This window comes from Streptomyces sp. JNUCC 63 (genome assembly GCF_054366325.1).
Genome location: NZ_CM135963.1, coordinates 7884656 through 7911118 on the forward strand (window position 1 = coordinate 7884656; position 26463 = coordinate 7911118).

Sequence of the window (26463 nt, forward strand, 5' to 3'; positions counted from 1 at the left end):
AGTCCTGGTGGCGGTTTTCGCCGGGGAGCCGCCGGGGTTTGAGGACATGCACGTACATGCGGCTTTGTGACTTCTGTCCTAGTTCTCTGGGGGCGGAGATGTCAACGGATTTCCCGCTCGTCCGCCGAGAGCTTGCACAGGCCTGACGGGAGGACGAAAGCCCGCTCGTCAGCCGTCTCCTCTTGGGGAAGTCCCTGCCGCGAGCCCGGTGGCGTGTCGCGGCATCTGCCGGCCGGCTCGGCACACTCGACTGTTGGCGGCCGGTTGGGCTCCCCGCTGTGGCCGCTTCGATGCCCCACTAGGGAGTGTTCGATCAACGGCGGATCTGATGATCAAGGAGGCGCCGGACGACCGGCACCATCGTTGAGCACGGGTCCGCCGAGCAGCAGCCCGTCCAGGCGCCGTCGAGCACGGCGACGGCCGACGGCAGCGCACCACCAGCCGACTCCTCCACGGGCTCGGGCCCGATCGTTGTCTCACTCACCTGGCATCCCACCCTTGACCAGCAGATCCGTCGTTGATCAGACGCTCCCGCCGCGTTGGTGCTCTGACGCAGTGGTGACCTTTCCCTCGTAGCGTAGAGACCGTGACTGCAGGGAAGTTGAGGGTCATGGCAGGCAAGAGGCTGAAGTTCGATGCGGAGTTCCGTGAGGGGGCTGTGCGGATCGTCGCCGAAACCGGCAAGCCGATCGCGTAGGTCGCGAATGATCTCGGGATCAACGAGACGACGCTGGCGAGCTGGGTGTCGCGGGCCCGCAGGGCCGGCGGGGCCGGGGCGGTTCAATCACCCGGGAGATGCCGCCGGTGCCGAGTACTGCGCTCAAGGTGTCTGGGAAAAATGAGCGTGCCGGCGCTTCGCGCCGGGAGCCTGCCCAGGGACACAGCCGCGATTTGGCCACCGCGAACGGCTTGATCGGCAGCACTACGGTCCGGAAACCGGTCATGGGTTCAGTACTGGCAGCAGTTCGGGCAGGTGGCCGTCCGAGGCCGCCGCCGCGTGCTGCCGCTCTGCGGGGACCTGGCCGTAGACGGTGGTGCGGGGCCGGGCGGGGCGGCCGGCCGCCTCCGCGATCGCGATCAGCTCCTTGACCGACCTGTACGAGCCGTAGGAGGAGCCGGCCATGCGGGAGATGGTCTCCTCCATGAGGGTGCCGCCGACGTCGTTGGCGCCGGAGCGGAGCATCTCGGCGGCGCCCTCGGTGCCCAGCTTGACCCAGCTGGTCTGGATGTTGGGGATGTGCGGGTGCAGCAGCAGGCGGGCCATCGCGGTGACCGCCCGGTTGTCGCGCGGGGTGGGGCCGGGGCGGGCGATGCCGGCCAGGTAGACCGGGGCGTTGGTGTGGATGAAGGGCAGGGTGACGAACTCGGTGAAGCCGCCGGTCTGCTGCTGGATGCGGGCCAGGGTGCGCAGGTGGCCGAGCCAGTGGCGGGGCTGGTCGACGTGGCCGTACATCATCGTCGAGGAGGAGCGGATGCCCAGCTCGTGCGCGGTGGTGACCACCTCGATCCAGGTGGCCGCGGGCAGTTTGCCCTTGGTCAGGATCCAGCGGACCTCGTCGTCGAGGATCTCGGCGGCGGTGCCGGGGATGGTGTCCAGGCCGGCCTCCCTGGCGGCGGTGAGCCAGTCGCGGATGGACAGGCCGGTGCGGGTGGCGCCGTTGACCACCTCCATCGGGGAGAAGGCGTGCACGTGCAGGCCCGGGACGCGCTCCTTGACCGCCCGGGCGATGTCGAAGTAGGCGGTGCCGGGCAGGTCCGGGTGGATGCCGCCCTGCATGCACACCTCCACCGCGCCCACCTGCCAGGCCTGCGCCGCGCGGTCGGCCACCTGCTGCAGGGACAGGGTGTAGGCGTCGGCGTCGGTGCGGCGCTGGGCGAAGGCGCAGAAGCGGCAGCCGGTGTAGCAGACGTTGGTGAAGTTGATGTTCCGGGTGACGATGTAGGTGACGTCGTCGCCGACGGCCGAGGTGCGGACGTCGTCCGCGACGCGGGTGAGGGCGTCCAGCGCCGGTCCGTCGGCGTGCAGCAGCGCCAGGGCCTCGGCGTCGGTCAGGCGCGTGGGGTCGTCGGCGGCCGTGGCGAGGGCGGCGCGGACGTCGGTGTCGAGGCGCTCGGGGGCCATGCCGGGGGCGGCCGCCTCGCGCAGCGCTTCCCAGTCGCCGTAGACCGCGTCGAAGTCGTCGCGGCGGTCGGCGGTGCGGCCGGCGGTGTCGATGGTGGCGTGCAGGTCGGTGCGGCCGGTGGCGGCGAACGCCTCGTCCGGCTCCTGCCAGGGCCGGCCCTGAACGGTGGCGTCCTGGCGGGCCAGGCCGGTGGCCGGGTCGGCCAGGGCGCGCACGTGCGGCAGCAGCCGGGGGTCCAGCCAGGGCTCGCCGCGGCGCACGAACTCCGGGTAGACGCAGAGCCGTTCGCGCAGCTCGAAGCCGGCCGCCGCCGACTTCTCGGCCAGTTCCTCCAGCTGCGGCCAGGGCCGCTCGGGGTTGACGTGGTCGATGGTCAGCGGGGAGACGCCGCCCCAGTCGTCGATGCCGGCGCCGATGAGCCGTGCGTACTCGTCCTCGACCAGGTTCGGCGGGGCCTGCAGGCAGGCGGACGGGCCCATGACGTGCCGGGCCACGGCCACCGTGGCCACCAGCTCGTCCAGCTCGGCGTCCGGCATGGAGCGCATGGCCGTGTCCGGCTTGGCGCGGAAGTTCTGGATGATCAGCTCCTGGACGCCGTGGTAGGCGCGGGAGATCTTCCGCAGCGCGAACAGCGACTGGGCGCGCTCCTCGTACGTCTCGCCGATGCCGATCAGGATGCCGGAGGTGAAGGGCACCGAGGAGCGGCCGGCGTCCTGCAGCACCCGCAGCCGCACGGCCGGCTCCTTGTCCGGGGAGCCGTGGTGCGGACCGCCCGGCTCCGACCACAGCCGCTCGGCGGTGGTCTCCAGCATCATGCCCATGGACGGCGCCACCGGCTTCAGGCGCTGGAAGTCGGTCCAGGTCAACACGCCCGGGTTGAGGTGGGGCAGCAGGCCGGTCTCCTCCAGGATCCGGATGGAGATGGCGCGGACGTAGGCGATGGTGTCGTCGTAGCCGTGCGCGTCCAGCCACTCGCGCGCCTGCGGCCAGCGCTCCTCCGGCTTGTCGCCCAGGGTGATCAGCGCTTCCTTGCAGCCCAGCGCGGCGCCCTTGCGGGCGATGTCGAGGACCTCGTCGGGCGACAGGAACATCCCGTGCCCGGCGCGGCGCAGCCTGCCGGGCACGGTGACGAACGTGCAGTAGTGGCACCGGTCCCGGCACAGCCGGGTCAGCGGAATGAACACGCTCTTGGAGTAGGTGATGACACCGGGCCGCCCGGCCGCCTGAAGCCCCGCGTCCCGCACCCGGGCCGCGGACGCGGCGAGGTCGTCGAGGTGCTCGCCCCGGGCCTGCAGCAGCACCGCCGCCTCGGCCACATCCAGGGCGACGCCGTCCCGGGCACGCTTCAGGGCACGACGCAGGGAGTTCTCGGTCGGACCCGACGTGTTCTGCGGAGTGATAGGTGTCATTGTCAGTCTCTGATTTCGCAGATGGGGGCACCGGAGGTGAGGGAGGCGCCGACCTCGGCGGTGAGGCCCTTGATGGTGCCGGACTTGTGGGCGTTGAGGGGCTGTTCCATCTTCATGGCCTCCAGGACGACGACCAGGTCGCCTTCCTTGATCTCCTGGCCCTCCTCGACGGCGATCTTGACGATGGTGCCCTGCATGGGGGAGGCCAGGGTGTCGCCGGAGGCGACGGGGCCGGACTTCCTCGCGGCGCGGCGCTTGGGCCGGGCGCCGGCCACCCGCTGGCGGGAAGTACTGCGGCATCGCCGCGCCGCAACATCCTGGGCCTGAACGCATCGGCGGGCAGCGGGGGCCGGCGCGGCAAGCCGTAGGCAATGGCCATGAAAGGCCTCCAGGGTCACTGGGCAACGGCCCTGAGGAAAAGGGCCGATTGCGTTGGTCGGTCAGAAGGTGTCGTGGGGGACGTGCACGCCCCAGACGTCGCGCAGCGCGTGGGAGACCTCGCCGACCGTGGCCCGGTGCCGCAGGGCCTCGCGCATCGGGGGCAGGACGTTGTCGGTGCCCCGGGCGGCGGTGCGCAGGGTGTCCAGGGCGCGTGCGACGGCGTCGCTGTCGCGTTCGGTGCGCAGGGCGGCGAGGCGTTCGCACTGGTCGAGCTCGATCTGCGGGTCCACGCGCAGCGGCTCGTAGGGTTCCTCCTCGTCGAGGACGTAGGTGTTGACGCCGACGACGGTGCGTTCCTTGTTGTCGATCTCCTGCGCGATCCGGTAGGCGGAGCGTTCGATCTCGGACTTCTGGAAGCCCTGCTCGATCGCCTCCACCGCGCCGCCGCGGTCCTCCACGGCCTGGATCAGCTCCAGGGCCGCCGCCTCCACATCGTCGGTCATCGCCTCCATGAAGTAGGAGCCGGCGAAGGGGTCGACGGTCCGGGTCACGTCGGTCTCGTGGGCGATGACCTGCTGGGTGCGCAGGGCCAGGCGGGCGGCCTTCTGGGTGGGCAGGGCGATGGCCTCGTCGTAGGAGTTGGTGTGCAGGGACTGCGTCCCGCCCAGCACCGCGCCCAGGCCCTGCAGGGCGACCCGGACGAGGTTGACCTCCGGCTGCTGGGCGGTCAGCTGCACGCCGGCGGTCTGGGTGTGGAAGCGCAGCATCTGCGACTTGGGGTTCTTCGCATTGAACTCGTCGCGCATGATGCGCGCCCAGATCCGGCGGGCGGCGCGGAACTTCGCGATCTCCTCCAGCAGCGTGGTGCGGGCGACGAAGAAGAACGACAGGCGCGGTGCGAAGTCGTCGACGTCCAGGCCGGCGGCGATCGCGGCGCGCACGTACTCCTTGGCGTTGGCCAGGGTGAACGCGATCTCCTGCGCGGGCGTGGCCCCGGCCTCGGCCATGTGGTAGCCGGAGATGGAGATGGTGTTCCAGCGCGGCAGCTCCTTGTGGCAGTAGGCGAAGATGTCGCTGATCAGCCGCAGGGACTGCTTCGGCGGGAAGATGTAGGTGCCGCGGGCGATGTACTCCTTGAGCACGTCGTTCTGGACCGTCCCGGTCAACCGGTCACCGCTGACGCCCTGTTCGGCCGCGACCAGCTGGTACAGCAGGAGCAGCGTGGAGGCGGGCGCGTTGATCGTCATCGACGTCGACACCCTGTCCAGCGGCAGGCCCTGGAACAGGGTGCGCATGTCCTCGATCGAGTCGATCGCCACGCCGACCTTGCCCACCTCGCCGCGGGCGATGTCCTCGTCGGAGTCGTAGCCCATCTGCGTGGGCAGGTCGAAGGCCACACTCAGGCCGCCGGTGCCCGCGCCGACCAGCTCGTGGTAGCGCTCGTTGGACTCCTTGGCGGTGCCGAATCCGGCGTACTGCCGCATCGTCCACGGCCGGCCGGTGTACATCGACGGATACACGCCGCGGGTGAACGGGAACTTCCCCGGGGCGCCCAGCTTGGCGTCCGCGTCGAAGTCCGCCGGCGCCCGGCCGTCGTAGAGCGGCTGAATCGGCAGGCCGGACTCGCTGCGTGCGAAGGAACCCACACGGACCTCCTGTGGTACTCAATCTCTTATGAACGGTACTCAGTACCGCTGTGGAGGGCAAGTGGTCTTCGGGGGCCGAGACAGGGAAGGATGGGCGCTCATGAGCAAGCCACCCGCGCGAACCCGACTCGCCGACGCCGCCTTCGCTCTCTTCGACGAGCGCGGATACGAGCAGACCACCGTCGACGACATCGCCGAACGGGCCGGAGTGGGCCGCACCACCTTCTTCCGGCACTACCGGTCCAAGGAAGAGGTCATCTTCCCCGACCACGACCGGCTGCTCGAACTGATCCGGGACCGGCTGGCGACCTCCAGCCACCACACCGCCCTGGTCGCCGTGTCGGACGCGGTCCGCCTGGTACTGCTGCACTACGTGGACGAGGGCGACCTCGCGCGTCGGCGGTATGCCCTGACCAGCAAGGTCGCCGCGCTCCGCGACCGGGAGATCGCCAGTGTGGCCCGCTACCAGCGACTGTTCCGCGAGTTCATCGCGGACTGGATGGGGGACTCGACGAAGTCGGCGTCGCTGCGGGCCGAACTCATGGCCGCGGCAGTGGTCGCCGCCCACAACCACGTGCTGCGCCGGTGGCTGCGGGGCGAGTCCTCCGACCCGGTCGCCGAGGTGGACGAGGCGATGCGCGAGGTGCTCGCCCTCTTCCCGGCGCCCGGTTCCGCGCCGGAGCCCGGCGGTGGCACCACCATCGCCGTGTTCAGGACCGGACAGGACATCGACGCCCTGCTCCCCTCGCTGCGACGCCTCGTCGAGGGCCGCCCCGAGCAGTGAGGACTCGCGTCGTCTGATCGTCCGCTTCCCGGGGCGAGCGCCGTCCGCCGAAGAGAACCGGGGTGAAAGAGGGCACGGCGCGGCCGCCCGGAACGCGGAACAGGTGATCGAGTGATACCGCGCGCAGGGAGACGGGTCGTGCTTCGGCGTGTTGGCTCCCGGCCGTCACTTCCCCGGCCGAGGACGCATTCCCGTCCGATGGCGGAACCGCCGGACCGCCCGGGGGCTGCCCGGCGACGCTCGGCACCCGTGCCCCGCTCGATCTGCTCGATCTGCTCGACCTGTTCGGCTCTTTAGCGCAGGTGCTGCCCTGTCGGGTGCTGATGGAACTCCTCGGCGTCTGAGGAGTCGCCCCGGCCACCTTGATCCGCTGGAACGATGCCGCGCTGGAACCGTTCTGAGGCAGGCACACTCCCGAGAGGCAACTGGAACCGGCAGAGTTCGTCGGCGAGTTCCACCAGTGGCTGACCGACACAGTGTGCGGTGGCGTCGGCCCGCCCACCTCGTTCGTCGGTGCCTTGGCCTCCCACCGTCTGCCCGGCGGCGAGCCGCTGGTCACCGGAACTGTGGTGGCCGCGTGCTTCTTCGTGCTCATCGCGGGACAGTCCACCGTCGGACCATTCATCGCCACGGATGCTGAGGTGAGGACTCATCGAACCAGGTCTCTGGCAGCGCTTGCCGGGGCAGACGGGTCTGGCCGAGGCATGGGTGGAGGAGGTGCTGCGCCGCGAACCGCCGGTCACTACATGGCGCCGGATCACCGCCCGCGCCGCCGAAGGGCGCGCAGTCGCTGCTGATGCTGTTGGGCGGCGGATCCGATCCTGAGGTCTTCCCCAACCCTGCGCGGATGCGCCCGCACCGGACGAACATCCGTCGCCGCCCCGCGTTCGGCGTCGGCCGTCACCGCTGCACGGGCGCGTTCCTGGCACGCACGGAAGCGGCAGTAGCCCTGCGCACGGCGGCCAGCTGCCTGTCCGGAGTGCGGCTGGAAGGGGACAGGACTGAACCCCCGGTGCTGGGTCTGTTTTCCTTCCGGGCTCCCCTGTGCGTCACCCTCCATCGGTGAATTGGCAGCCCGTCGTGTGACCGACTGCACGACCAACGGTGATACTCGGTATGCACAATAAGGTACTGAGTACCGTAGGTGACCGTTGGCTCCGCGCCGCGCTGGCACGAGCTCGTATCGACGGCACGCATATATCGAAACACTGCAGCAGAGGGGCAGTCGGTGAGCTTGAGGATCGTTGTCACTGTGAAGTACGTGCCCGACGCCACTGGCGACCGGCACTTCGCCGATGACCTGACCGTCGACCGGGACGACGTGGACGGTCTGCTCTCCGAGCTGGACGAATACGCGGTCGAGCAGGCCCTGCAGATCGCCGAGGACGCCGACGACGCCGAGGTCACCGTGCTGACCGTGGGCCCGGAGGACGCCAAGGACGCGCTGCGCAAGGCGCTGTCCATGGGCGCCGACCAGGCCATCCACGTCGAGGACGAGGACCTGCACGGCACCGACGCGATCGGCACCTCGCTGGTTTTGGCCAAGGCGATCGAGAAGGCCGGGTTCGACCTGGTGATCTCCGGCATGGCCTCCACCGACGGCTCCATGGGCGTGGTACCCGCCCTGCTGGCCGAGCGCCTGGGCGTCCCGCAGGTCACCCTGCTGTCCGAGGTCGCGGTCGAGGACGGCACCGTCACCGGCCGCCGGGACGGCGACGCCGCCTCCGAGCAGCTGCAGGCCTCCCTGCCGGCGGTGGTGTCGGTGACCGACCAGTCGGGCGAGGCCCGCTACCCGTCGTTCAAGGGCATCATGGCGGCCAAGAAGAAGCCGGTTGCCTCCTGGGACCTGTCCGACCTGGACATCGACGCCGGCGAGGTCGGCCTTCAGAACGCCTGGACCACGGTCGAGGCCGCCACGGAGCGTCCGGCCCGCACCGCGGGCACGATCGTCAAGGACGAGGGCGAGGGCGGCCGGCAGCTCGCCGAGTTCCTCGCGAGCCAGAAGTTCGTCTAAATCTCAAGGAGTTGTTTTCCCATGGCTGAAGTCCTCGTCTACGTCGACCACGTGGACGGTGCCGTCCGCAAGCCCACCCTGGAGCTTTTGACCCTGGCCCGCCGCCTCGGCGAGCCGGTCGCCGTCGCCCTCGGGGCCGGCGCCGCCGACACCGCCGCCGTGCTGGCCGAGCACGGCGCGGCGAAGGTCCTCACGCACGAGGCCGCCGAGTACGCCGACTACCTGGTGGTGCCGAAGGTGGACGCCCTGCAGGCCGCGGTCGAGGCCGTCTCCCCGGCCGCCGTGCTGGTCCCCTCCTCCGCCGAGGGCAAGGAGATCGCCGCCCGCCTGGCGCTGCGCATCGGCTCCGGCATCCTCACCGACGCCGTCGACCTGCAGGCCGGCGACTCCGGCCCGGTGGCCACCCAGTCGGTGTTCGCCGCCTCCTTCACCACCACCTCCCGGGTGTCGAAGGGCACCCCGGTCATCACGGTCAAGCCGAACAGCGCGGCCGTGGAGCCGGCCCCGGCCGCCGGCGCCGTCGAGGCGCTGGACGTCACCTTCTCCGACCGGGCCACCGGCACGAAGATCACCGGCCGCACGCCGCGCGAGTCCACCGGGCGTCCGGAGCTGACCGAGGCGGCGATCGTGGTCTCCGGCGGCCGCGGCGTGAACGGCACGGAGAACTTCGCGCTCATCGAGGCCCTCGCCGACTCCCTGGGCGCGGCGGTGGGCGCCTCGCGGGCCGCCGTCGACGCGGGCTGGTACCCGCACACCCACCAGGTCGGCCAGACCGGCAAGTCCGTCTCGCCGCAGCTGTACATCGCCAACGGCATCTCCGGCGCGATCCAGCACCGGGCCGGCATGCAGACCTCCAAGACCATCGTGGCGGTCAACAAGGACCCCGAGGCCCCGATCTTCGACCTGGTCGACTACGGCGTGGTCGGCGACCTGTTCGAGGTCGTCCCCCAGCTCACCGAGGAGATCAAGACCCGCAAGGGCTGAATCCCGCACGAGACAGAAGGCGTTTCCCATGCAACTCGCCGCGATCATCGTGTCGTTGGTCCTGGCCGTGGTGGGCGTGGCGCTGTTCGCCCGAGCCATCGGTCAGATCTGCCGTTTCGTACGGCTCGGACAGAACGTGCCCGCGGGTGCCCGCACCGACCATCCCACGCAGCGCACCCTCACCGTGGCCAGGGAGTTCCTCGGCCACACCCGGATGAACCGCTGGGGCGTCGTGGGGGTGGCGCACTGGTTCGTGGCGGTGGGCTTCTTCACCCTCGTGCTGACCCTGGTGAACGCCTTCGGCCAGCTCTTTGAGGCCGACTGGGCGCTGCCGGTCATCGGACACTGGCTGCCGTATGAACTCTTCGTCGAGTTCATCGGCACCATGACGGTGCTCGGCATTCTCACCCTCATCGTGATCCGTCAGTTCAGCCACCCGCGCCGGGCGGGCCGCAAGTCCCGTTTCGCGGGCTCCAACTTCGGCCAGGCGTACTTCGTCGAGGCCGTGATCCTGATCATCGGCCTGGCGATCCTCACCCTGCGCGGGCTCGAGGGCGCTATGGCCGGCGTGCACCACTACGAGGTCGGCTACTTCGCCTCCTACCCCCTGGTCGCGGCCTTCCACGGGCTGGGCCGGTCCGCGCTGCAGAACCTGGTCTACCTGGTCGCGATGGTCAAGATCGGGACGTCCTTCGTCTGGATGATCACCGTCGCGCTGAAGACCGACATGGGGGTGGCCTGGCACCGCTTCCTGGCCTTCCCCAACATCTGGTTCAAGCGCAACGCCACCGGCGCCACGGCCCTGGGCGCGCTGCAGCCGATGACGAGCGGCGGCCGGCCGATCGACTTCACCGACCCCGGCGAGGACGACGTCTTCGGCGTCTCGCAGGTCGAGCAGTTCTCCTGGAAGGGCCTGCTGGACTTCTCCACCTGCACCGAGTGCGGCCGCTGCCAGTCGCAGTGCCCGGCCTGGAACACCGGCAAGCCGCTCTCCCCGAAGCTGCTGATCATGTCCCTGCGCGACCACGCGCACGCCAAGGCCCCCTACCTGCTGGCCGGCGGCGGCAAGACCATGGAGGGCGAGGAGAAGGCGTCCGAGGAGCAGCTGAAGGACGTGCCGGCCACGGCGCTGGCCGAGGCCGAGCGCCCGCTGATCGGCACCGCCGAGGCTGCATCCGACAGCGGCTTCGCCGCGGGCGGCGTCATCGACCCGGACGTTTTGTGGTCCTGCACCACCTGCGGCGCCTGCGTCGAGCAGTGCCCGGTCGACATCGAGCACGTCGACCACATCGTCGACATGCGCCGCTACCAGGTCATGATCGAGTCGGCGTTCCCGTCCGAGGCGGGCACGATGCTCAAGAACCTGGAGAAGAAGGGCAACCCCTGGGGCCTGGCCACCAAGCAGCGCCTGGAGTGGACCAAGGAGGTCGACTTCGAGGTCCCGGTCGTCGGCAAGGACATCGAGGACCTGACCGAGGTCGAGTACCTGTACTGGGTCGGCTGCGCCGGCGCCCTGGAGGACCGCGCCAAGAAGACCACCAAGGCCTTCGCCGAGCTGCTGCACATCGCGGGCGTCAAGTTCGCGATCATGGGCGGCGACGAGAAGTGCACCGGCGACTCCGCCCGCCGCCTGGGCAACGAGCCGCTGTTCCAGGAGCTCGGCATGGAGAACGTCGCCGCGCTGAACACCGCCTTCGGCGAGGAGACGGACGACGACGGCACCGTCACGCCCGAGTCGCGGAAGCCGAGGTCGGCGAAGAAGATCGTCGCCACCTGCCCGCACTGCCTCAACACCCTGGGCAACGAATACCCCCAGCTCGGCGGCGACTACGAGGTCATCCACCACACCCAGCTGCTGCAGCACCTCATCGACGCCGGCCGGCTGATCCCCGTCACCCCGGTCGAGGGCCTCATCACCTACCACGACCCGTGCTACCTGGGCCGCCACAACAAGATCTACACGCCCCCGCGGGAGATCATCGCCAACGTCCCGGGCCTGCGCAACGAGGAGATGCACCGCCACAAGGAGCGCGGCTTCTGCTGCGGCGCCGGCGGCGCGCGGATGTGGATGGAGGAGCGGATCGGCAAGCGCATCAACGACGAGCGCGTCGACGAGGCGCTGTCGCTGAACCCGGACATCGTCTCCACCGCCTGCCCGTTCTGCCTGGTCATGCTGACCGACTCGGTCAACGGCAAGAAGAACGAGGGCAAGGCCAGGGAGTCCGTCCAGGTCGTCGACGTCGCCCAGCTGCTGCTGGACTCCGTCAAGACCCCGGCCGGCCCGGCGGGCGAGACGGCCGGCGAGAGCGCACCGGAACCGGAACCGGTGAAGTAGGCGGCGCCGACCGCCGAACGCCCGACGCCCCCGGGCCCGTACCTTTCGCGGTACGGGCCCGGGGGCGTCCTCGTCCCTACGACAAGTCTTTACGACGATCCCTACGACGCTCCGGCGCCGCCCTGGGGCCCGGGCCCGGCCTGCTGCACCACCTCGAAGGACCACAGGGTGGAGTCGGTGGCCGCGGGCCGGGGACGCTCACCGCCGCATCACCCAACTTCCCCTCGCCGGCGGGGGAGGGAGAACCATACAAGCCGCAGTCGCCGGCCTCCACCTTCCGCCGCCCGACCGCCCGCCCCGCTCCATGCGGGCACCGAAGTATTGGCGCCCTCATTGCCTCTGCCCTCGACGAGGGGGTTCATGGGCGCTGCGCCGGGTTGCCGGTACGGGTGTCGTCGGGCTGTCCGACCTTGACGACCTGGTAGATGTACGCGGCCGCGCGGGCGGCGAGAGCGATGCCGATCACGCTGGTGACCAGCGAGATGACGATCGCTGCGAGCTGCATCGGCTCCGTCTTCTCTGGTGGATTGCCGCTGCCGATGCCTCAACGGATGTCAGGACTTGCGGGACGCGTTGCTCAGATATCGGTGATGCGGATGCCTGCGTGTGCCTTGTAGCGGCGGTTGATGGAGATCAGGTTGGCGACGAGGGCTTCCACCTGGTGGGCGTTGCGCAGTCGTCCGGCGAAGACTCCGCGCATGCCCGGGATGCGTTCGGCGAGGGCCTGGACGGTGTCGGTGGCGGTGCGGTTGTCGCCCAGCACGAGGACGTCGGTGTCGATGCGGTCGACTTCCTGGTCGAGCAGGAGTACCGCGGACAGGTGGTGGAAGGCGGCGGTGACCTGGGAGGCGGGCAGCAGCGCTGCGGCCTGTTCGGCGGCACTGCCCTCCGCGGGCTTCTGGGCGAAGGCGCCCTGCTTGTCGAATCCCAGGGGGTTGACGCAGTCCACCACGGTCTTGCCGGCGAGCTCGTCCGCAAGGTCGGCGAGGAGCGCGCCGTGCCCGTCCCAGGGAACCGCCACGATCACCACGTCGCTCTGTGCGGCGGCGGCACGGTTGTCGGTGCCGGTGACCTCGAAGCCGATCTCGTCTGCCACGGCCTCGGCCCGCTCGGCGCTGCGGGAGCCGAGGACGACGCGCTGGCCGGCCTTGGCGAGCCGATAGGCCAGCCCCCTGCCCTGCGGTCCGGTACCGCCGAGCACCCCGACGACCAGGTGGCTGACGTCGGGCAGGTCGGGAGTCACTGACTGAGCGGAAATCGAAGAAGAAGTCATGCAGTACTTGTACAGGGCGGGGCAGGCGTCGGAATGCGGCGTTGATCACACTGAACACGCCTTCTGCGGGTGGTGGATCGAGGTTCTCCCAGGGCGTTCCCGAGCGGGGTGGGAGCAGCGCCGGAGCGTTCGGTTCCGCCGGTCGGCGACCCTGCCAGGGCGGCAAGGACCGTGTTGCGGCAAGGACGCCTGGTCGGCGGCGATCCGGGCACCTGACGCATCGCCAGAGCCCTCGGCGGTCCGTCCTGCGGCCTGCGCCGGACCTTGCCGGAGCTTCAGGGCTGCCCCGGGCGAAGCTGGACGAACAGGCCTTCGACTTCGGCGCAGACTCGTTCTCCGTCCCGAAGGACACCGGTCATGTATCGCTTGCGGCCTTCCTCGCGCTCGAACCGGACAATGAACTCCAAATCCTTCTCGACCGGCGTCACGCTGCGGTAGTCGACGTGCAGGTACGCAGTGCGCGCGGGCGCGCGCCCGTCGCTGTTGGCGAACCGGCCCAGCACCTCGTCGAACAGGAGAGGTATCGTCCCGCCGTGAGCGGCCCCGTTCTCGCCCAGGTGAAAACTGCCGAACCGCACCCGGCCGCGCCGTACGGACGAGTCCGAGACGACATCCCACACCAGCGGGATCAGCGCCGAACCGTTACCCGGAAGCTCCTCGCTGAAGCCGCTGATCCGAAACGCCTCCTCCCGCTCGGCGGGCGCGAGTAGTTCGGCGGCATGAGTCAGGTCCCGGGTCACCGCGGCGATCAGTTCCTCGTCCGGGGCGGCGGCCGCGATCCGGTCCTGCAGGAGCCGGACGGCTTCGATCATCTCGGCGTAGCCGGTCGGAACCGCAGGCGGCTGCCTGCGGTTCTGCCGGCAGCTGGACAGTCCTTCTCCGTCCGGGACCGTTGCCGTTGTTGCCTGTTCCATCTGTCCTCCCGGTCTGCCGTCCCGAACCGATGGCCGGGCACCTTGTGCTCCGTGGGGTCTGGATTCACAGCCCATGCGTCCAGATCTCCGGCCACGGACGGCATGTCACTTCTCGTCTTTCTGCAGTGTCGTGCCCTCGCGCCGCGCGACGGGCGGACCGGGGCCGGACGGGCAGGCGCGGCGGGTTGGGAGTGGTCCGCGCGTAGGAAGTGTTGTCACTCGCCGCTGCCCTCCATGAGGAGTCTGAGCGACGGGATCAACGCGTCGATGTCCTGTCGGGTTCTGAAGGCGACGATCGTGGTGCCTTCGGCGTCGGGAGCCGGTGCGGCGAAGAGTGCGAGCACCTGGCGCAGGGCCTCGTCGACCTCGGCGACGGGGTCGATGGATTCGCCCCGCAGCCACCGGCGCAGGACGTGGTTGTGTGCCGAGACCACCGCCGCTGCCATCAGCTCGGCCCGAAGGGATGCCGCTTTGGTGGAGTCGCCCATCCAGTCGGAGATGAACTCCCGGAACAGCCGCTGGTAGCGGGCCACGCTTGCGATCTCGCGGTCGCGCAGCGCGGCCACCTTGCTGGTGAGTGCGTATCGCCGGCGCGCCAGATCACCCTCGTCGAGGTAATGGAGCAGCACCAGCCGGACGGCGTCGGTGACGGCGGCCAGCGCCGTGTGGTGACTGGATGTCGCCAGTCGGTCCCTGATGAGCTCCAGCAGCCGGTCGTGGTCGGGAAAGATGACGTCTTCCTTCGAGCCGTAGATCCGGAAGAAGGTCGTGCGTCCCAGTTGCGCTCGTTCGGCGATGTCGTCCACGGTGGTCTGTCCGTACCCGCGCTCGTCGAAGAGCGCAAAGGCGGCCTCCGCGAGTCGATCACGCGCTGATGGCTTGCTCATGGCCGCCGTCGTTCCCCACTCCACTCGGGTGTCCTGGGACGCAATGGTACTCAGTACCGAATCTGCGGATGTCCAGCCCACTCTTTTGGGACTAAGTACTTTACATGTGGTACTCAGTTCCAATAGTCTGCTCGTGAACGATATTTCACCCACTCGCTGGGGGGCACTATCGATGTTCGACACAGCCAGACCGACCACCGCCGACGTCCTGGTCCCGGGTGGGCGCCGCGCCGCAAGCCTGCGTTACCGGGACTCTTGCAGAAAGCCCCGGCGTTCACGCCGGGGATGAATGCATCTCAAGACTGCTCTGACGTGCACCTTGGAGCGGGCGTTTTTGCTGCTCGATGTACTGGCGGACGATCGCCAATGGTGCTCCGCCGCACGATGCGGAGAAATACGAGGGCGACCACAGGTGCCCGTGCATGATGGCGCGATTGATCTGGCCGGTGAACTCCTGCCGTATCCGGCGAGCGGAGACACCCTTGAGACTGTTGACCAGCTTCGAGACGGCGACCTTGGGCGGGTAGTGCACCAGGAGGTGGACGTGATCGCGTTCGCCGTTGAACTCCTTCAGTTCCGCCTCGAAGTCCTCGCACACCTTCCGCATGATCTCTTCGCAGCGTGTCAGCATCTCGTCGTTGAACACCCCGCGCCGGTACTTCGTCACGAAGACCAAGTGCACATGCATCGCCGAAACAACGTGTCTGCCACGCCTGTAGTCGTTCTGTCCATCCATGAGACCAATCGTAGTAAAGTCTTGGGTGTGCAGCTCCGCTACAACTACCGGACCTACCCGGACGCCTCCCAGCGCCGTGCGCTGGCCCAGGCGTTCGGATGCGCCCGCGTGGTGTGGAACGACTGCCTGCGCGACCGCAAGGAAGCGCACGCGGCGGGACTGCCGTACGTGAAGTCGGCGGAGTTGTCCCGGCTGCGCATCACCCAGGCCAGGCGCACCGAGGAACGGGCCTGGCTCGCCGATGTGTCAGCGGTCGTCCTGCAGCAGTCCCTGCGGGACCTGGACACCGCCTACAAGAACTTCTTCGACTCGATCAAGGGCAAGCGACAGGGCCGCAAGGTCGGCCCTCCCCGCTACAAATCGAAGAAGGACACCCGGCAGTCGATCCGCCTCAACACCAACGCCTTCTCCCTCCAGGACGACGGCACGGTGTATGTGGCCAAGGTCGGCAACCTCAAGGTCAAGTGGTCCCGCCGGCTGACGGCCGCGCCCACGTCCCTGACCGTCACCAAAGACAGCGCCGGCCGGTACTTCCTCAGCTTCGTCGTGGACACCGAGCCGGACATCCTCCCCGAGGCGGAGACGGAAGCCGGTATCGACCTCGGCCTGTCCGCCTTCGCCGTCCTGTCCGACGGCCACAAGATCGACAGCCCCCGCTTCCTGCGCCGGGCCGAGAAGAAACTCAAGCGCCTCCAGCGGGGCCTGTCCCGCAAAACCAAGGGATCGAAGAACCGGGCCAGGGCCCGCATCAAGGTCGCACGCCAGCACGCCAAGGTGGCCAACCGGCGCCGGGACTGGCACCACAAGGCTTCCACACAGATCATCCGCGATAACCAAGCGGTGTACGTGGAAGACCTCGCGGTGTCCGGCCTCGGTCGCACCCGGCTCGCCAAGTCCGTGCACGACGCGGGATGGTCCGCGTTCGTCGGCATGCTTCAGTACAAGGCGGTCAAGCACGGCCGCACCTTCGCCAAGGTGGGCCGGACCTTCCCGTCCTCTCAGGTCTGTTCGGCCTGCGGCTTCAGGGACGGTCCCAAGCCTCTGCACGTCAGGGAGTGGACGTGTGGCGAGTGTGGCACCGTGCACGACCGCGACCACAACGCAGCCCGCAACGTCCTGTTCGAAGGACGCCGAATCGTCGCCGCCGGACGGGTGGAGACGCTAAACGCCTGTGGAGTGCCGGTAAGACGGGCACACGTGCCCGCACAGCGCGTTGAAGCAGGAAGCCCCCGGAAGGGTCAGACGACCCGGGCCGGAATCCCTGGACTTTAGGCCAGGGAGCACGTCAACAGCACTGCAATTGGTGTGGGGCTACCGCGTTTCGCCGGCTGCTGTGCCACGCCTGTGGTTCCACCGACCTGGAAGAGCTGCACAGCGAGGGAGAAGGCGTGATCTCTCGCTGCACCATGCGCGGCCCTGGGAGGACGTCAGTCGTCGTCCGCATGGCCGAGGGCTTCAGTCTGCGCGGCATGGTGACGCGATACCCGCATGCGGTGCACCCCGGTGTCCGGGTCCGCCTGGTGTCGGCCCCCGACTCCGCTCAGGGGCAGTTCAGGTTCGAGGCCTGCTCGGATCCGTTCCTCTGCTACGCCGATATCCAGGCCTGAATCCGGGGTCGCGTGGGCTCGCCCGGCAGACCTTCGCTGTGCTCGTCACCGCAACCGCAACCGCAACCGCGCTCGGCCCGGCCCGCGGAGTGGCCGCACAGGTCCTCCAACTGCTGCTGGGCGCGCCGGGGCTTCCGGTGTTCACCCACTCCCAGCACGGCACCGGCGCCTTCTTCGGCGCCACGGGCGGCTACCTGCTCGGATTCCTGGCCGCTGCGGTGATCGTCGGCTATGGCGCCTGCTGCGGGGCCGGACCGGTCCCCGGTCCGTGCCCTGGTGTCCATGGTTCCGGCTTCCGGCGCCATCCACCTCTTCGGGGCGTCCTGGCTCGCGCTGTCCACGGGCATGTCGGCCGCGCAGGCGGTCTCGGTGGGCATGGTGCCGTTCCCGTTCGGTGATGCGCTGAAGGCGCTGCCGGCCGCCGGACTGCTGCCGGGTGCCTGGGAGCTGCTGCGCCGCTTCGAGGGGCACGGAAACCGACCATGGACCAGATCGACATCCATACTACCGCCGGAGGGATCGCGGACTTCAGGCGGCGGGCGACGAAGCGGTCCGTGCCGGTTCCGCGCGGGCTGTGCAGGAGCAGCACGCCAAGGGCGAGCTGACGGCCCGTGAGCGGGTGGAGCTGCTGCTCGATGAGGGTTCCTTCGTCGAGTTCGACGAGCTCGCCCGGCACCGCTCGACCCACTTCGGCGAGGAGAGGACCCGCCCGTACCATCACCGACTTCGTGGTGATGTCGAACCAGACCTCGCACAGGTTCATCACCGGCCCAGACGTCATCAAGACGGTCACCGGCGAGGACGTCGCCATGGAGGAACCGGGCGGCGCCCGCACCCGCAACACCAAGTCTGCGCAGGACGTGATCAGCTGCTCGGTGCCGGTGGCCCGGCTGACCGAGGGGCACGAGCGGCAGATCGTCGCCGTGATGAGCGAGATCCGCACCAAGATCGAGACCGCGACCCCCGGCGCGAGCGGTACGCCCGACTGGCGCCGGCGCCCGCCGCGCCCGCACGGCTCGGCCTCGGGCGCCGCCCGGCGGCCAACCCCGCCGCCACCTCGCCCCGTTCACCCACCACCCGGGTGCCCCGCCGGCGAGTCGCCGCACCGGCCCGCCGGCCGCGCCTCCCCACCTCGCCTCCGAACCGTCGCTGACCTGCGCAAACACACTCCATCGAACCAGACGGGGCATCACTTTTTCCCAGGACTCTCGACACCAAACGAAATATGACGTAGATCACGCCGCCCCGCCTTTTTTGCGCATGCCCGCGCTTGATACAAATTGCCCCGCGTTCCTGTCCGTCGACGGTCGCCCCTCCCCCTTCTTCACCCCTCCTCCTGTCGCTTTCGCATGCCCTGGGAACGCCCGTGTCCTGCCCCGCGCCCGCGCTCTCGCGCGGTTCCTCCTGGTCCCTCGTCGCCCTTTTCACGGCGGGCTACCTCGCGCCCTATTTGCTGCCCACCGTCGTCGGCCGCCTCGGTGACCGGCTGGGCCTCGGGTCCGCGCAGGCGGGGCTCGTCGGCAGTGCGCTGCTGCTGAGTTCGGCCACGGCGGGCTTCACGCTCGCGGCGCGCGTCGAGCGGTTCGGGCCACGGCGTCTGGCCCGCTCCGGGCTGCTGCTCGCGGCGCTCGGCTACGGCTGCGCGGCCCTGTCGGACAGTGTGCCGGTGGTGGTCGCCGGGGCGGTGGCGGGCGGCTTCGGCTCGGGCACGGCGACGACGGTCGCCGCGTCGGGCATCGCGACCCAGCGCGATGCGCACCGCACCTCGACCTTCGGGCTGCTGAGCGTCTCCGCGCTCGCCGGCGCCGTGTATCTGACGATCCCGCACCTCGGGCCCGGACACGGGCTGCCGTTCGCTGCGATCGCGCTGACCGCGCTGCTGGTGTGGCCCGCGACGGGCCGACTTGCCGGTGCCGTGGCGCCCGGTTGCACGGCGGCGCCGCGCGGCACGCTCCCCTACCGCCGCTCGGGACTCGTCCTCGCGGGCTCGATGCTGTTCTGGTCCATGGCGCAGAACTCACTGTGGGGCGTGAGCGGCCGGATCGGCCTGCACCAGGCAGGGCTGAGCGAGGTCACCGTCGGCGCGGTCTTCGCGACGGCCCTGGGCGCCGGGCTGCTCGGTGCCATCGGCGCGGGCGCGCTCGGGGTGCGGCTGGGGCGGGCGCTGCCGATCGGGGCGGGCACCGCGCTGATCGCCTGCTGCATCGTGGTCAGCGCCTCGGCGGACGGCCTGCCGTCGTTCGCGACCGGCGAGATCGCCTGGAACACCGTCTACCCGATCGTCCTCTCGTACCTCATCGGACTGGCGGCCTCACTCGACGCGCGCGGTCGCTGGGTGGTGCTGGCCGGGTCCGCGTCCTCGCTGGGCACCGCGTGCGGCCCGCTCGTCGGAAGCCTGCTGTCCGCGGGCGCCGGCTACCCGGCGATGGGCCTGGTGCTGGGCGCCGGGCTGCTCCTGCTGGCGCTGCCGCTGACGGCGGTCGCCCTGCACACCGGCGGCCGGCCGTTCGTCCCCAGTGCGGTCCGGCGCCGGGGCGGCGCCCCGGCCGCGGTGGTCGCGGCCACGACGGGCATCGCGTCCGGCACGGTGCCCCAGGTGGACGCCCCGGAACAGCCGGTCGTCGAGATCGAGGTGCCGGTCGCCGGACCGGCGCTGGACCGGCAGGCATTCGGCACCGCGGGCCCTCGCGGACTCGCCCCCGCGGAGGCGGCCCCGGGCACCCACTGAGGCGCCGGATCCCTACTCCGCCCCGGCCGTCTCGAAGTCGTACGCCTCGACCTCGGCGGGACAACGCGCACGGCGCGCCTCGTCGTCGGGGAAGGACGCCTCGAAGGAGTTGCGGGCCAGGGTGCGCAGCTGCTCGTGGCTGAGACCCAGGGCCTCGTCGACGGGCGACGCTGCCCGCCGTCCAGCTCCCCGACCTTGACGAGCTGCGGTCCCGCGGCGTCCTCGGAGCCCAGCCTGCGTACCCCGGAGCCCGCGACGCGCCCTCAAACCTGGCAGCCGCACGAACGAAGCTGCGCCCGGTTGCCTCGGCTGACCGGTGGCTACACCCCGAGCCACTCGACCGGCCTTGAGGCGGCAGCGGGGACGCCTCGCGCCGCATCCCGGTCTCTGCTCATGGAGTCCGGGGAACTTGCCGGCGGTCGCGGCACGCAGCCTGCCGGCGAGCCCGACCAGACCCCTGCCCGTGGCCGGAAGCCCCCAGGACCACGCCTCGTCCGGCAGATGCGTCGACGCTGTCCCGCCGCTTCCACTGGGGTGCCGCCTCTCCGTGACGGCACCCTGGGCATGCGCTTTCCTCGTGTCCTCTGCCGAGGGGGCGCGACTGTCCTCTGGTGGGTGTGACTTTCCGTCTGGCGACCTCAGCCGAGGAGACCATCCGCAACGTCTGGGCGACATTCTCGGGGCCGGCGGTGGTGGCCAGGGGGTCCTGACGCTCTGCCACACGGCTGGGAGGACCGCCCGGCGCGTCGGTCCTCAGCAGCCCTCCACCCCGCATCTTTCCCTGTCGTGGGCACCGCATCGACGGCAGACACCGCGAACGGCCCCGTGCGAAGGAAGCGCGTACGGCTGGCCTGAGAGCAGGCGGTACGGCAATACGACCAACTGTCAGGGGCGCCCGCAACAGCGGACACCCCTGACGTGCGAGTGGCCCGCTGTCGAAGATCCGCCCACCCCGCGAATGGTCAACGACCCGTGCGGGGAACGGTGTTCCGCGCCTCAGACTGCTTGACGCGGTTAGTGATTGAGTACTAACTTCCATGCATGGTCAGGATGAGCGCAGAAGAGAGGCGCGAGAGCGTCATCCGCGCGGCGATAGCCGAGTTCGCGCAGAAGGGCTACTACGGCACCTCCACCGAGGCGATCGCCAAGCGTGTGGGCGTCTCGCAGCCGTATCTCTTCCGGCTCTTCCCGGGCAAGAAGGCGATCTTCGCCGCCGCCTCGCGCCGGTGCATCGAGGACGCGCGCCGGGTCTTCGAGGAGGCCGCCGAGGGGCTGGACGGCGAGGAGGCCCTGCACGCCATGGCGAACGCGTACACGCGGCTGATCGCGGAGCACCCCGAGAAGCTCCAGATGCAGATGCAGACGTACATCACCGTGGCGGCCGTCGAGGCGGAGGGCGACCACGAGTTCGGCGAGGCGGTCCGCGCCGGATGGATGAAGCTCTGGGAGACGGTGCACCTGCCGCTGGGTGCCGACGTGAACGACACCACAACGTTCATGGCGTACGGAATGCTGGTCAACACCCTTGCGGCCATGGGGTTTCCGCCGGAGCACCCGGTCTGGCAGGGGATGTACCCGTCGGCCCGGCTCGAGGGCCGGCTGGAGAAGTAGCGAAGCAGAGGCGAAGGGCTCCCTCGACAGCCCTTTCACGCCCTGGAAAGTTAGTCAGCAATAACTAATAATCGAGCGATGCACCGCTGGGGGAGCGATGTCACAGCAGCAGACAGTACGACGCGGGGGAGCGGCCTGGGCCCTCGTGATCACCGGTGTCGCCGGATTCATGGCAGCCCTCGACAACCTCGTCGTCACCACCGCCCTGCCCTCCATCCGAGAGGACCTCGGAGGCGCACTGGACGACCTGGAGTGGACCGTGAGCGCGTACACGCTCACCTTCGCGGTCCTGCTCATGTTCGGCGCGGCCCTCGGCGACCGGTTCGGCCGTCGGCGGCTCTTCCTCGCCGGGCTCGGCGTCTTCACCGCCGCCTCCGCCGCCGCGGCCATGGCACCCGGTATCGACTCCCTGATCGCGGCCCGCGCGGCGCAGGGCGTCGGCGCGGCCATCATGATGCCGCTCACCCTGACCCTGCTGACCGCCGCCGTTCCGGTCGAGAAGCGCGGGATGGCGTACGGGATCTGGGGCGCCGTCAACGGACTCGCGGTCGCCTCCGGGCCCCTCGTCGGCGGCAGCCTCACCGAACACGTGTCCTGGCACTGGATCTTCTGGCTGAACGTCCCCTTGGGCCTGGCCGTGATGCCTCTCGCCCGCCTCCGCCTCGCCGAGTCGTACGGCAGCGGCGCCCCGCTCGACATCTCCGGCACCCTGCTCGTCAGCGGCGGTCTCTTCGGGATCGTGTACGGGCTGGTACGCGGCCCGGCCGACGGCTGGACCAGCCCCCTCGTGCTGACCGGCCTGTTCGCGGGCACCGCACTGCTTGCCGGCTTCGTCCACCACGGTATCCGCCACAAGAACCCCATGCTCCCCATGCGGCTCTTCCGTTCCCGCGCCTTCTTCGGGATCAACGCCGCGAGCCTGCTGATGTTCCTGGGGATGTTCGGCTCGATCTTCCTGCTCAGCCAGTATCTGCAGGGCGTGCTGGGCTACTCGCCGACCCAGGCGGGCCTGCGGATGCTGCCCTGGACGGGCATGCCCATGCTGATCGCGCCGGTCGCCGGATACCTCTCCGACCGCATCGGCGGACGTCCGGTCGTCGTCGCCGGGCTCTTCCTGCAGGCCGCCGGGCTTGCCTACTACGCCTTCGTGGTCGCCACCGACGTCTCGTACGCGGCCCAGTTGCCCGCACTGATCACCAGCGGCATCGGGATGTCCCTCTACTTCGCCCCGGCCTCCGGCCTGGTCATGTCCAGCGTCCGGTCCCAGGAGCAGGGCATCGCGTCCGGCGCGAACAACGCCCTGCGCGAGGTCGGCGGAGCACTCGGCATCGCGGTCATGTCGTCGATCTTCACGGCGCAGGGCGGCTACGAGACCGCACAGCGCTTCGTGGACGGGCTGCGGCCGGCGCTGGTGGTGGGGGCCGCGGTGGTGGCCCTGGCCGGAGTCGCGGCCCTGCTGATCCCGGCCCTGCGGCGCACCGCAGGGGACCCGGCCGAGGCCCGGCAGGCCCCGGCCCTGGAGACGGCCGCCCCCTGAGCCGCCCCCGCCGCGCCACCCGGCACAACCTGGCTTACTGGCGGGACAAGGCGCGGGGAAAGGCATAGCAAGTCGGCAGACCTGATGTGGTCGGGGCCATGGTTGGTCGGGCGGCATGCGGCAGCAGCGCACCCAGTGCACACCGCCTCAGCAGGCAGGGCGGTGTGCACTGGGTGCGTGGCTCTGTCCACGTTCGCATGAACAGAGCCAGGCCAGGTTTGCCCTGTTGCGACGTGACGCACCGCCCGGGTGATCGCCCAGACGATCGCGGGCCGCCGAGCTGTGCGGGTGGGCGAGTACGGGTTCGTGAGATCGATGACCATGAAGGCCGGCGGCTGGTGCGGATCAATCCAGAGGAACCGACTCGGTTGCGACGTGGCGGCGTGCGCAGATGGTATTGCTGGTCCGCGCAGGGCATACCCGTGACGAAGGTCGCCGAGGTGACGTTCACCAGCCCGGACCGGATTCGCGTCGCTGCGACACGAGCTGTATTGACCCGCAGGTCGCTTTACCGTCCGGGTACGGGAACTTCCGTCCTGGCGCCGCCGCGCTCGCGCGGGCGATGGGAGGATCACCGTGCCGTATCGAGGAGGGGTCCGAGGTGCCGTCCACCGAACTGAAGCACACGTTCCAGATCGCCGTGCCGCCGCAGGAGGTCTTCGCGCACCTGGCCGAACCGTCGCACTACATCGGCCTGTCGCCGCTCCTCGTCGCCGTCCGCGACGTGCGCCGCAGCGGCAGCACCGTGCATTACACGGCCGTGGAGCGCTTCCGGTTCCTGGGCGTCCTGCGGCACGACAACGTCATCGACGTCACGCTCGTCGCCGTCCCGGACGGCCTCCCGCACTCCGCCGAGATCTCCGGCGAGGTCCGCAGCCCCACCCGGGTCCGCATGAGCTACCGCTTCGCCATCGACCGCCACGCGGCCGGCAGCGTCGTCACCGACACCCTGCACCTGCGGACACCCCCGGGCCTGCTGCGCTTCGCCGCCTCCCAGGCGGAAGCGGTCCAGCAGGCCCGGGCCCGTGTCCTGACGGCCCGCCTGGCGCGGCCCGCCTGACGGTCGCTCAGCGGGCCGCCGCCGGCCGCTCCCGAAACCGGCACGACGGCGCATGCGGTTCGCGACGGCCGCGGCGGCGGTCGCCGCCTGACGACCAACCTCACCGACATGCTGTCTGCTTGAGCAGCCAGTTCTTCGCTGCCTGCCTCCATCAGACCCGGAGCGGTCCACCCTGAACCGGAGCCTTTCGGACGCCGGCCTGATCGACCGCTACCACCTGCTCGTCTTCCCGCTCCTGCTCGGCGCGGGCAAGCGTCTGTTCAGCGCCACGGACAAGGACGCCCAGAAGCTGAGACTGATCGAGCACGAGGTCTACGCCAACGGCCTGCAGAAGAACGTCTTCGACGTCGTCTCGGAAGAAAATCTGTCGCCGTCGCAGTAGACATTGGCTCGTCGCAGGGTTACTGTTTCTGACGTACCCAGGAAGTCGATGAGGGCACGGCAGAGACGAACTGCCGTGCATGCAGGTCAAGCAGGACGCGGCCCCAGGGGTCGCGAGCAGTACCCGCGGTATCCAGCAGTACAACCGAGTAACCGAAGGTAAGGAGCAGAACGCCATCAGGATCGCCCGGGCGAGGAAGCAGTCCGCCCGGGTACCGCAGGCCCCGGATTGGAAGGTGGTCCCCGGTCACGCATCCGCGATCCCCGCAGCCCCGCCCTTTCAGGCGAAACCTGCGGACGAAGAAGGCCGGCGCAGTGTGCCGGTAGATGGTGTTGAAAGCTCGGGGCCCGGGTGCCAGCACGGCACCCGGGCCCCCCGACGCGTCCCCGAAAGAAGAGGTCTGTGCCCCCTGCCAGTTCCCGTCCCATCGCCCCTCTCGACGATGACGACTACCCCGCCTACACGATGGGCCGGGCCGCCGAGATGCTCGGCACCACCCCCGCCTTCCTCCGCTCCCTCGGCGAACACCGCCTGATCACCCCTCTGCGCTCCGAGGGCGGTCACCGCCGCTACTCCCGCTACCAGTTGCGCATCGCCGCCCGTGCCCGCGAACTCGTCGACCAGGGCACCCCCATCGAGGCCGCCTGCCGCATCGTCATCCTCGAAGACCAACTCGAAGAGGCGCAGCGCATCAACGAGCAACTGCGCACTCAGGGCGGCGAGTCACAGTCGAACACCACGGCCTGATCAGAACGCCAGGCGACAGGCGGACACCGACCGCCAGCGAGCGAAGCCGTCCTCATCAGACTTCGATGGCACACGCTCAATGTTCGGTGACAAAACACGGACCGACTGCGCGACGACCGCCCGCCTCCAGATCATCGACGGCCAGGTCCTGCCCGGCGTCCCTGTCTGAGCGGGCCAACCCGCCTGACTCCTTGGGCCCTGGGTCCGGTGTTTCCCTGTGGAGAGGACACGGCCGGGCCGCTGGGTCCTGGGTCCTGGGTCCGGACCGGTTCGTCCGGAGTGGTCCCCAGGGGTCCGGTGCGGCCGATACCGTTGAGGGAGACGCCAGTTCCGCGCCCTCGGAGCCCTCGATGGGCGAACAGCCGGCCCCCGCCGACCAGGCCCGGCAGCAGTTGGAGCCCGCGGCCGCCATGCGGTGCGGGCGTACGCGGCCAAGGCCCTTGAGAACGCCGGCCAGTTCGCCGCCGTCCTGGAGGACATCGCTGCCAACGGGCTGCCCTCGGTGGAGAGCTGCACGCCGTGGGAGGAGCTGCGCGAGGCCCACCTCGCCCGGCCCACTGGCCAGCGCCCGGCCGTCGCCTGATGGTCCTTGCGGTACGGCCGCCGCGCCCGGATCGCCTTCTCCGACTCCGCTGCCAAGCAGCTGGAGAACATCACCAGCGAGGCGGAGATCCACGCCCTGGACCGCACCCTGGTCGTCATCTCCGTCGACCCGGATGTCGGCGAGCCGATCCCCGGCAACAGCGCCGGTCCCCAGCTGCGCCAGTACACCGACGAAGTCGAGCGCATACGCCTGCTCCAGGGGCACCGCCTTGCGCACCGTCGTGGTCGTTGCCTACATCGAGGTCCAGCCCGCGAAGGAGTCGAGTTGCTGTCCATCCTCCAGCGGCTCTCCGCCCACCGGCAGCTCAGCGCGCTCCGCACCGTGCTGGAGTGCCCTTTCAAGGCCACCACGCTCCGCGAGGGACCCGCTGCGGAAACCGCGGCGGGGGGCCTGGCTCGCGTTTCTGTGCCCGGTGCACTCCGAGGACCTGCCCACGTGGCCCGGCACCAAGACCCACGCCGACAACGGCTCACTCCCGTGCGGCACCGTGCTGGACTACCGGCCAGCCGAGCAGCTGCTCCAGTTGCACGCCGACCTGTGGCTCACACCCCTGACCGGAGTGGACCCGGAGACGTACGGCGATGGGTGACCCGACGTCCTGGCCCAGGCCGACCGCGTACTGCGCGAGCGCCTGGAGCAAGACGCCGACGGCGATGAGGACGGTCCGCTGCAAGGCATCGTGACGATGATGGACGTGGCCT

The 26463-nt window shown here is 69.9% G+C and carries 21 protein-coding genes and 9 pseudogenes; 20 read left to right on the forward strand and 10 right to left on the reverse strand.

Annotation, left to right across the window (positions count from 1 at the left end):
- Window positions 1-313: 313 nt before the first annotated feature.
- The 4 genes and pseudogenes from ACX25U_RS36585 to ACX25U_RS36600 all read right to left on the reverse strand — a co-directional run bounded on the left by ACX25U_RS36585 (window position 314) and on the right by ACX25U_RS36600 (window position 5559).
- Window positions 314-484 (reverse strand): hypothetical protein, encoded by a 171-nt coding sequence (locus ACX25U_RS36585; protein ID WP_454386429.1) that lies wholly within the window; start codon window positions 482-484, stop codon window positions 314-316.
- Between the two features lie 456 nt (window positions 485-940).
- A complete protein-coding gene (locus ACX25U_RS36590; RefSeq protein ID WP_454386431.1) occupies window positions 941-3532 on the reverse strand; it encodes a bifunctional FO biosynthesis protein CofGH in 2592 nt (863 codons plus the stop codon).
- 2 nt (window positions 3533-3534) lie between these two features.
- Window positions 3535-3804 (reverse strand): annotated as a pseudogene (locus ACX25U_RS36595) (acyl-CoA carboxylase biotin carboxyl carrier protein subunit); the annotation flags it as partial.
- Between the two features lie 168 nt (window positions 3805-3972).
- Window positions 3973-5559, reverse strand: coding sequence for an acyl-CoA mutase large subunit family protein (locus tag ACX25U_RS36600; RefSeq protein WP_454386433.1), 1587 nt, complete (start codon window positions 5557-5559; stop codon window positions 3973-3975).
- A 100-nt stretch (window positions 5560-5659) separates the two neighbouring features.
- On the opposite strand from ACX25U_RS36600, the gene ACX25U_RS36605 reads away from it, so the two are divergent.
- From ACX25U_RS36605 to ACX25U_RS36625, 5 genes are all read left to right on the forward strand, one after another.
- Window positions 5660-6343, forward strand: coding sequence for a TetR/AcrR family transcriptional regulator (locus tag ACX25U_RS36605; protein ID WP_454386435.1), 684 nt, complete (start codon window positions 5660-5662; stop codon window positions 6341-6343).
- Window positions 6344-7139: 796 nt separating this feature from the next.
- Complete coding sequence (locus ACX25U_RS36610; RefSeq protein ID WP_454386437.1) at window positions 7140-7409, forward strand: cytochrome P450; 270 nt, start codon at window positions 7140-7142, stop codon at window positions 7407-7409.
- A 162-nt stretch (window positions 7410-7571) separates the two neighbouring features.
- Complete coding sequence (locus tag ACX25U_RS36615) at window positions 7572-8357, forward strand: electron transfer flavoprotein subunit beta/FixA family protein (RefSeq protein WP_454386438.1); 786 nt, start codon at window positions 7572-7574, stop codon at window positions 8355-8357.
- A gap of 21 nt (window positions 8358-8378) precedes the next feature.
- Complete coding sequence (locus tag ACX25U_RS36620) at window positions 8379-9341, forward strand: electron transfer flavoprotein subunit alpha/FixB family protein (protein ID WP_454386440.1); 963 nt, start codon at window positions 8379-8381, stop codon at window positions 9339-9341.
- 28 nt (window positions 9342-9369) lie between these two features.
- On the forward strand, window positions 9370-11676 hold the full coding sequence (locus ACX25U_RS36625; RefSeq protein ID WP_454386442.1) for a (Fe-S)-binding protein: 2307 nt from the start codon (window positions 9370-9372) through the stop codon (window positions 11674-11676).
- Window positions 11677-12034: 358 nt separating this feature from the next.
- On the opposite strand, the gene ACX25U_RS36630 is transcribed toward ACX25U_RS36625, so the two are convergent.
- From ACX25U_RS36630 to tnpA, 5 genes are all read right to left on the reverse strand, one after another.
- On the reverse strand, window positions 12035-12181 hold the full coding sequence (locus tag ACX25U_RS36630) for a hypothetical protein (RefSeq protein ID WP_454386443.1): 147 nt from the start codon (window positions 12179-12181) through the stop codon (window positions 12035-12037).
- Between the two features lie 72 nt (window positions 12182-12253).
- Window positions 12254-12949, reverse strand: a complete 696-nt coding sequence (npdG, locus tag ACX25U_RS36635) for an NADPH-dependent F420 reductase (RefSeq protein WP_454386445.1) — start codon at window positions 12947-12949, stop codon at window positions 12254-12256.
- A 275-nt stretch (window positions 12950-13224) separates the two neighbouring features.
- Window positions 13225-13863 (reverse strand): PaaI family thioesterase, encoded by a 639-nt coding sequence (locus ACX25U_RS36640; RefSeq protein ID WP_454386447.1) that lies wholly within the window; start codon window positions 13861-13863, stop codon window positions 13225-13227.
- A 215-nt stretch (window positions 13864-14078) separates the two neighbouring features.
- The gene (locus tag ACX25U_RS36645; protein ID WP_454386449.1) at window positions 14079-14750 is read right to left on the reverse strand and encodes a TetR/AcrR family transcriptional regulator; all 672 of its coding nucleotides are present in this window, start codon (window positions 14748-14750) and stop codon (window positions 14079-14081) included.
- 274 nt (window positions 14751-15024) lie between these two features.
- The gene (tnpA, locus tag ACX25U_RS36650) at window positions 15025-15486 is read right to left on the reverse strand and encodes an IS200/IS605 family transposase (RefSeq protein ID WP_454386451.1); all 462 of its coding nucleotides are present in this window, start codon (window positions 15484-15486) and stop codon (window positions 15025-15027) included.
- Between the two features lie 27 nt (window positions 15487-15513).
- Between tnpA and ACX25U_RS36655 the strand changes: the two genes are divergently transcribed.
- From ACX25U_RS36655 to ACX25U_RS36680, 6 genes and pseudogenes are all read left to right on the forward strand, one after another.
- Entirely contained in the window at window positions 15514-16758 is a 1245-nt protein-coding gene (locus tag ACX25U_RS36655; protein ID WP_454386452.1) for an RNA-guided endonuclease InsQ/TnpB family protein, read from the forward strand.
- Window positions 16759-16874: 116 nt separating this feature from the next.
- Complete coding sequence (locus ACX25U_RS36660; RefSeq protein WP_454386454.1) at window positions 16875-17093, forward strand: hypothetical protein; 219 nt, start codon at window positions 16875-16877, stop codon at window positions 17091-17093.
- Between the two features lie 38 nt (window positions 17094-17131).
- A pseudogene (locus ACX25U_RS36665) lies at window positions 17132-17266 on the forward strand (biotin transporter BioY); the annotation flags it as partial.
- 109 nt (window positions 17267-17375) lie between these two features.
- Window positions 17376-17477, forward strand: a pseudogene (locus ACX25U_RS36670) (biotin transporter BioY); the annotation flags it as partial.
- 98 nt (window positions 17478-17575) lie between these two features.
- Window positions 17576-17944, forward strand: a pseudogene (locus tag ACX25U_RS36675) (carboxyl transferase domain-containing protein); the annotation flags it as partial.
- A 515-nt stretch (window positions 17945-18459) separates the two neighbouring features.
- Window positions 18460-19821 (forward strand): MFS transporter, encoded by a 1362-nt coding sequence (locus tag ACX25U_RS36680; RefSeq protein WP_454386455.1) that lies wholly within the window; start codon window positions 18460-18462, stop codon window positions 19819-19821.
- A gap of 12 nt (window positions 19822-19833) precedes the next feature.
- Here the strand turns inward: ACX25U_RS36680 and ACX25U_RS36685 are convergent.
- Window positions 19834-19983, reverse strand: a pseudogene (locus ACX25U_RS36685) (adenosine deaminase); the annotation flags it as partial.
- A gap of 879 nt (window positions 19984-20862) precedes the next feature.
- Here ACX25U_RS36685 and ACX25U_RS36690 point away from each other — a divergent pair.
- From ACX25U_RS36690 to ACX25U_RS36730, 9 genes and pseudogenes are all read left to right on the forward strand, one after another.
- Complete coding sequence (locus tag ACX25U_RS36690; RefSeq protein WP_454386457.1) at window positions 20863-21432, forward strand: TetR/AcrR family transcriptional regulator; 570 nt, start codon at window positions 20863-20865, stop codon at window positions 21430-21432.
- A gap of 97 nt (window positions 21433-21529) precedes the next feature.
- A complete protein-coding gene (locus tag ACX25U_RS36695) occupies window positions 21530-22969 on the forward strand; it encodes a DHA2 family efflux MFS transporter permease subunit (protein ID WP_454386458.1) in 1440 nt (479 codons plus the stop codon).
- A gap of 311 nt (window positions 22970-23280) precedes the next feature.
- Window positions 23281-23439: pseudogene (locus ACX25U_RS36700) on the forward strand (IS630 family transposase); the annotation flags it as partial.
- A gap of 131 nt (window positions 23440-23570) precedes the next feature.
- Complete coding sequence (locus tag ACX25U_RS36705; RefSeq protein ID WP_454386460.1) at window positions 23571-24029, forward strand: SRPBCC family protein; 459 nt, start codon at window positions 23571-23573, stop codon at window positions 24027-24029.
- Between the two features lie 166 nt (window positions 24030-24195).
- A pseudogene (locus tag ACX25U_RS36710) lies at window positions 24196-24411 on the forward strand (dihydrofolate reductase family protein); the annotation flags it as partial.
- Window positions 24412-24813: 402 nt separating this feature from the next.
- Window positions 24814-25158 carry a MerR family transcriptional regulator gene (locus ACX25U_RS36715; protein ID WP_454386462.1) on the forward strand — a complete coding sequence of 115 codons (345 nt, stop codon included), beginning with the start codon at window positions 24814-24816 and terminating at the stop codon, window positions 25156-25158.
- 350 nt (window positions 25159-25508) lie between these two features.
- Window positions 25509-25741, forward strand: a pseudogene (locus ACX25U_RS36720) (hypothetical protein).
- 6 nt (window positions 25742-25747) lie between these two features.
- A pseudogene (locus ACX25U_RS36725) lies at window positions 25748-26006 on the forward strand (hypothetical protein); the annotation flags it as partial.
- A 168-nt stretch (window positions 26007-26174) separates the two neighbouring features.
- Window positions 26175-26351 carry a hypothetical protein gene (locus ACX25U_RS36730; protein ID WP_454394843.1) on the forward strand — a complete coding sequence of 59 codons (177 nt, stop codon included), beginning with the start codon at window positions 26175-26177 and terminating at the stop codon, window positions 26349-26351.
- Window positions 26352-26463 lie beyond the last annotated feature (112 nt).